This window comes from Streptomyces sp. AcH 505 (assembly GCF_000818175.1).
Classification (GTDB): Bacteria; Actinomycetota; Actinomycetes; order Streptomycetales; family Streptomycetaceae; genus Streptomyces.
The window spans coordinates 6,083,631-6,090,128 of the sequence record NZ_JTIY01000001.1 but is presented as its reverse complement, the minus strand read 5'-3'; the positions used below and the strand labels follow the sequence as shown (position 1 = coordinate 6,090,128).

At 68.7% G+C, this 6,498-nt stretch carries 6 protein-coding genes; 4 read left to right on the top strand and 2 right to left on the bottom strand.

Annotation, left to right across the window (positions count from 1 at the left end):
- On the bottom strand, window positions 1-1,206 hold a 1,206-nt coding region (locus HY68_RS27165), incomplete at its 3' end, for an ROK family transcriptional regulator (protein ID WP_041993582.1).
- A 142-nt stretch (window positions 1,207-1,348) separates the two neighbouring features.
- Here HY68_RS27165 and HY68_RS27160 point away from each other — a divergent pair.
- Genes HY68_RS27160 through HY68_RS27145 form a run of 4 tightly spaced genes read left to right on the top strand, consistent with a single transcriptional unit; the run spans window position 1,349 to window position 5,912 of the window.
- Window positions 1,349-2,665, top strand: coding sequence for a sugar ABC transporter substrate-binding protein (locus HY68_RS27160; protein ID WP_041993579.1), 1,317 nt, complete (start codon window positions 1,349-1,351; stop codon window positions 2,663-2,665).
- Window positions 2,666-2,675: 10 nt separating this feature from the next.
- Window positions 2,676-3,680: a sugar ABC transporter permease gene (locus HY68_RS27155; RefSeq protein ID WP_041993576.1), complete on the top strand. Its 1,005-nt coding sequence runs from the start codon at window positions 2,676-2,678 to the stop codon at window positions 3,678-3,680.
- Window positions 3,673-4,536, top strand: coding sequence for a carbohydrate ABC transporter permease (locus HY68_RS27150; protein WP_078863806.1), 864 nt, complete (start codon window positions 3,673-3,675; stop codon window positions 4,534-4,536). The genes HY68_RS27155 and HY68_RS27150 overlap by 8 nt, the downstream gene beginning before the upstream one ends.
- Window positions 4,537-4,556: 20 nt before the next feature.
- Window positions 4,557-5,912, top strand: coding sequence for a GH1 family beta-glucosidase (locus tag HY68_RS27145; RefSeq protein ID WP_041993572.1), 1,356 nt, complete (start codon window positions 4,557-4,559; stop codon window positions 5,910-5,912).
- Between the two features lie 102 nt (window positions 5,913-6,014).
- Here HY68_RS27145 and HY68_RS45520 read toward each other — a convergent pair.
- On the bottom strand, window positions 6,015-6,498 hold a 484-nt coding region (locus HY68_RS45520; RefSeq protein ID WP_041993568.1), incomplete at its 5' end, for a PfkB family carbohydrate kinase.

Here is a 6,498-nt window from a genome sequence, read left to right as displayed (position 1 = left end):
CGGCAGCGTCGCGGCCCCCACCGTCACCGCGTCGGGGCCGAGTTCGCCGATGTCGATGGTGGTGCGCCCGGCCGCGTGGCTGAGCGCGTACTGCGCGGCGTGCCGGCGGATGGCGGGCAGGATGTGCGGGCCGACGAGCAGCCCGGCCCAGCCGCCGAGCAGGATCCGGTCGGGCAGGAAGAGGTTGATCAGATCGGCCAGCGCCGCCCCCAGGCACTCGGCGGTGTCGTCGAGGAGGGAGACGGCGAGCGGATCGGGCACCGCCCCTTCCGTGTCGGGGAACGCGGCGTCCAGCAGGGCCGCCAGGGCGCTCTCGTCGTCGGTGTCGTCGGGCAGCGGACCTCCCAGCTCGTGCCAGCGCTCGCGCATCGCCTCGGCGCCCGCGTACGCCTCCAGACAGCCGATGGAGCCGCAGCGGCAGCGGCGGCCCCTCATGTGCACGGTGGTGTGGCCCCATTCGAGGGCCGTGCCACGTCTGCTCTCCTCGACCAGCGCGCCGCCGTGTATGACGCTCGCGCCGACGCCCGAGCCGATCAGCGCGATGGCGGCGATGCCGGCGCCCCTGCCGCCGCCGAACCACATCTCGGCCTGGCCGAGCGTCTTGGCGCCGTTGTCGATGAACAGCGGTACCTCGGCCGGGACTTCGACGGCCTCCCGGAGCAGTTTCTCGAACGGTACGGCGCTCCAGCCGATGGTCTGGCCGTGCACGACGGCGCCTTCGGGGCCGCCGCGCTCGATGATGCCGGGGACCCCGATGCCGATGCCGAGGAGCTGGTGCGGATCGGCGCCGGCGTCCCTGATGACATCGGCGACGCCGGTGCGCACATGCGCGACGATGCGGTCGACGTCATAGCCGTGCTGGGCCAACAGCCGGTCGGTCCTGGCGAGTTCGGTGAGCGACAGGTCGAACAGCTCGACCCGCACCCGGGTCTCGCCGATGTCGATGCCGATGAGCAGTCCTCCCGCGGGGGCGACACGCAGGAGGGTACGGGGGCGGCCGCCGTCGGAATCGACCACTCCGGCCTCCTCCAGGAGGCCCTCCGCGGCGAGTTCGGCGACGACGTTGCTGATGGATCCTGAACTCAAGCCGGTCGCGGATCCGAGCTCCTGGCGGCTCAGCGGGCCATCGAAATACAACCGTTGCACAACCCGGGCGCGGTTGCCGCGTCGCAGGTCACGCACTGTTCTTCTGTTGCGTTCCGCCATGTTGCTCCTTCCCTGGACGCAACATACCCCCGTCACAGCCCTTGACGCGACCTTCTCTCACCTCTTAAATCACGGCATAAATTAAGTCATGGAGACCGTTCGACTCTCGAACGATGCCACCCCCGGAAAGGGGCCACCTCACATGCGCAAGATCAGAGCCGCAGCAGCCGTCACCGTCGTCACCGCCCTCGCGGCAGCAGCCACGGGCTGCGGCGGAGGCTCGTCGGACAGCGGCGACAACTCCGCTCCCAAGACGCTCACCTACTGGGCGTCCAACCAGGGCCCCAACATCGACGCCGACAAGAAGATCCTGACCCCCGAGCTGGCGAAGTTCCAGAAGCAGACGGGTATCAAGGTCAAGCTCGAAGTCGTCCCGTGGTCCGACCTGCTCAACCGCATCCTCGCGGCCACCACGTCGGGTGACGGCCCCGACGTGCTCAACATCGGCAACACCTGGTCGGCCTCTCTCCAGGCGAGCGGCGCCCTGCTGCCGTGGAACGCGAAGAACTTCGACGCGATCGGCGGCAAGGACCGCTTCGTCACGTCGGCGGTCGGCTCGTCCGGCGCCGAGGGCAAGGACCCGTCGGCCGTGCCGCTGTACTCGCTGGCGTACGCGCTGTACTACAACAAGCAGATGTTCGCCGACGCGGGCATCACCAAGCCGCCGACGACCTGGGACGAACTGGTCGCCGACGGAAAGAAGATCCACGCCAAGGACGCCAACAAGTGGGGCCTCGGCGCTGAGGGTGGCAACCTCTCCAACAACATCCACCAGGCGTTCGCCCTCGGGCAGCAGCACGGTGCCGACTTCTTCGACAAGTCCGGCCAGCCGACGTTCACCTCCGACGGCGCGGTGGCCGCCGTGAAGCAGTACGTCGACTTCATGGCCAAGGACAAGATCATCGCTCCGGGCAACGCGGAGTACGCGCAGAACCAGTCGCTCACGGACTTCGCCAAGGGCAAGACCGCGATGGTGCTGTGGCAGGCCGCCGCCACGAGCTTCGCCTCCCAGGGCATGAAGCCCACCGACTGGGGCGCGGCCCCGGTGCCCGTCCAGTCCGGTACTCCCGGCACGGGCACGAGCGTCAACTCCATGGTCGCCGGTATCAACATCGCGGTGTTCAACAACACCAAGAACGTCGACGGCGCCAAGAAGTTCGTGAAGTTCATGACGAGCGACGCCGAGCAGGTGTACCTCAACAAGAGCTACGGCTCGATCCCGCCCGTGAAGGCCGCCCAGGCCGACCCGGCGTTCTCGGCGCCCGACCTCCAGGTCCTGCGTGACACGCTCGCCAAGAGCGCGGCCCCGCTCCCCCAGGTCGCTGCCGAGTCCCAGTTCGAGACCACCGTCGGCACGGCCATCAAGGGCCTGTGGGCGGACGCCGCGGGCGGAAAGCCGGTGACCACCGAGTCCGTCAAGGCAGCCCTGACCAAGGCCCAGCAGCAGATGACGCAGTGAGGCTCTCTCCATGACCGCCACCGTGACACCCCCCAGTGCGCAGGCGGGCAGCAAGGAGACTTCGGGCAGTGGGGGTGCGCGCAGACGACTGCCGCGCATCCCCGACCGGATCCGCCGCGGCGGTCTGCCCTATCTGCTCCTGCTGCCGGCGATCCTGCTCGAACTGCTCATCCATCTGATCCCGATGGCCGTCGGGATCGTGGTCAGCTTCCGCAAGCTGACCCTCTTCTTCATCCGTAACTGGGGCCAGGCTCCCTGGTCCGGTTTCGACAACTACAAGGTCGCCGTCGACTTCGACGCGCCGATCGGCCAGGCGCTGCTCCACTCGTTCTGGGTGACCTGCGCCTTCACGATCCTGTCCGTAGGACTGTGCTGGCTGTTCGGCACGGTCGCGGCGATCATGCTCCAGGAGACCTTCCGGGGCCGCGGACTGCTGCGGGCGATCTTCCTGATCCCCTACGCACTGCCCGCGTACGCCGCGATCATCACCTGGGCCTTCATGTTCCAGCACGACAACGGCCTGGTGAACCACGTCCTGCACGACCAGCTCGGGCTCACCGACAAGCCGTCGTTCTGGCTGATCGGCAACAACAGCTTCATCGCGCTGGTCGTCGTGTCGGTCTGGAAGGGCTGGCCCTTCGCCTTCCTGATCATCATGGCGGGGCTGCAGAACATCCCGCGCGACCTGTACGAGGCGGCGTCCATCGACGGCGCCGGCATGTGGCAGCAGATCCGCAAGATCACCCTGCCGTCGCTGCGTCCGGTCAACCAGGTGCTGGTGCTGGTGCTGTTCCTGTGGACGTTCAACGACTTCAACACGCCGTTCGTGCTGTTCGGGAAATCGGCGCCGGAAGCGGCGGACCTGATCTCGATCCACATCTACCAGTCGTCGTTCGTGACCTGGAACTTCGGCTCGGGCTCCGCCATGTCGGTGCTGCTCCTGCTGTTCCTGCTGGTCGTCACCGCGATCTATCTGCTGCTCACGTCACGAGGGAGGAAGAGCGCCGATGTCTAGTCACACCAAGTCTCCGATGGCTTCGCCGCAGTCCTTCCTCTGGACGCGCCGTATCGTCCTGACCCTGCTGGCCGCCTTCGTGCTGCTGCCCGTCTTCGTGATGGTCAGCAGCTCGCTCAAGCCGCTCCAGGACGTCAACGGCAAGTTCCAGTGGATCCCGAGCGGGCTCACCATTCGGCCGTACTTCGACATCTGGAAGACCGTCCCGCTCGCCAAGTACTTCGCCAACTCGCTGATCGTGGCGGGTACGGCGACGGTGGCCTCCGTGATCATCGCGGTGTTCGCCGCGTACGCCGTGAGCCGCTACCGGTTCGCCGGCAAGCGGGTCTTCACCGTCACGGTGCTGTCGACCCAGATGTTCCCCGGCATCCTCTTCCTGCTGCCGCTGTACCTGATCTTCGTCAACATCGGCAACAGCACCGGCATCACGCTGAACGGCTCGCGCGGCGGTCTGATCCTCACGTATCTGACCTTCTCGTTGCCGTTCTCCATCTGGATGCTGATCGGGTACTTCGACTCCATCCCGAAGGACCTGGACGAGGCGGCGCTGGTGGACGGCAACGGCCCGCTCGGCGCGCTCTTCCGCGTCGTCGTGCCCGCCGCCATCCCCGGCATCGTGGCCGTCGCCGTGTACGCGTTCATGACGGCCTGGGGCGAAGTCCTCTTCGCCTCCGTCATGACCAACGACAACACCAGAACGCTCGCCATCGGGCTGCAGGGGTACTCCACGCAGAACGATGTGTACTGGAACCAGATCATGGCCGCCTCGCTCGTCGTCAGCGTGCCGGTCGTCATCGGGTTCCTTCTCCTCCAGCGCTATCTCGTCGCCGGCCTGACCGCGGGTGCAGTGAAGTGACCGATTCAGAAAGGAAGTCAGTGAACGAGCTCAGCGCCCTTCCGGCCGACTTCACGTGGGGCGTCGCCACCGCCGCGTACCAGATCGAGGGAGCGGTGGCCGAGGACGGCCGTGCCCCCTCCATCTGGGACACGTTCTCCCACACGCCGGGCACCATCGACGGCGGGGACACCGGCGATGTGGCCTGCGACCACTACCACCGCGTCCCCGAGGACATCGGGCTGATGAAGCAGCTCGGTGTCGACGCGTACCGCTTCTCGCTCGCCTGGCCGCGGATCGTGCCGGACGGCAACGGCGCGGTGAACAAGGCCGGTCTGGACTTCTACGACCGGCTGGTCGACGGTCTGCTGGAAGCGGGCATCAGCCCGTTCGCGACGCTCTACCACTGGGACCTGCCGCAGGCGTCCCAGGACAGGGGCGGCTGGCCGGCCCGTGAGACCGCCGAGCACTTCGCGCGGTACGCGGGCATCGTCGCCGAGCGCCTCGGCGACCGGGTGAAGGACTGGGCGACCCTCAACGAGCCGCTGTGCTCGTCGTGGATCGGCCACCTCGAAGGCACCATGGCCCCCGGTGTACGGGACCTGACGGCCGCGGTGCACACCTCGTACCACCTGCACCTCGGGCACGGACTCGCGGTGCAGGCGATACGCGCCGTCTCGTCCGACGCGCGGATCGGCATCGTCAACAACCTCAGCCCGATCGAGCCGGCCACCGACAGCGAGGCGGACCGCGCTGCGGCCGTCCGCGCCGACGGCCACACCAACCGCTGGTGGCTGGACCCGATCCACGGCCGCGGCTACCCGCAGGACATGGTCGACCTGTACGGCGTCGACCTGCCGGTACGCGACGGCGACCTGGAAACCATCGCGGCTCCGCTGGACTGGCTGGGAGTGAACTACTACTTCCGCCAGATCGTCCGCGACGACCCGACCGGCATCGCCCCGTTCGCCAAGCAGGTCGAGGTACCGGGCGCGCGGCTGACCGCCATGCCGTGGGAGGTGCACGCCGACGGTCTTGAGCAGCTGCTGCTGCGGGTGACCGAGGAGTACGGCGCGCAGCGCATCTTCGTCACCGAGAACGGCTCCGCCTACCCGGACGTCGTCCAGGCCGACGGCACGGTCGACGACCCGGAGCGCGTGCGCTACCTGGAGGAGCACCTGGCGGCCTGTGCGCGGGCCGTCGAGAAGGGCGCCCCGCTCGCCGGGTACTTCGCCTGGTCGCTGCTGGACAACTTCGAGTGGGCGTACGGCTACGACAAGCGCTTCGGCCTTGTCCACGTCGACTACGACACCCAGGTCCGCACGGTCAAGAGCAGCGGCTACCGCTACGCGGACATCGTGCGGCAGACGTCGGGCCGGGGCAGCCGGGCGGCGTAGTGCCGTCCTGGCAGTAGTCCGCGACGCGACAGTCAGGACCGGAGCCACCGCCCTTTCGGGGAGGGCGGTGGCTCCTGTGTGTCCGGGGGCGGCCCGGGTGCGTCAGACGCGGGCGGCCAGGGTGATCTCCGTGCCCGACGCCGAGACGACGGACGCGGCGGCCTCGGCGGCGAACTCCAGCATCGGGCGGGCCGCTTCGCCCGTCGGTACCGCGCCGCCGGCGGCGAGCCGGCTCAGCAGCGCCGCCATGAAGGCGTCGCCGGCGCCGATCGTGTTCACCACGTCGACGGGGACGGCGGGCACCGAGACCGGCTCCCCCGAGCCGGTGTACGCGGTGCTGCCGTCGGCGCCACGGGTGAGGACGACCAGCCGTCCCTCCGCCGCGAGTTCGCGGCAGGTCTCGTCGGGGTCGGCCGCAGGCCAGAGCGCCGCGACGTCCTCGTCGCTCGCCTTCACGACCTGGGCCAGCGCGCACAGTTCGCGCAGCATGCCCAGGCTGCTCGCCCGGTCGAGGCCGCGGTCCTCCCGTACGTTGGGGTCGACCACCAGGACCGAGTGCTCGGCCGCCGCGGCCGCCGTGGCGGCC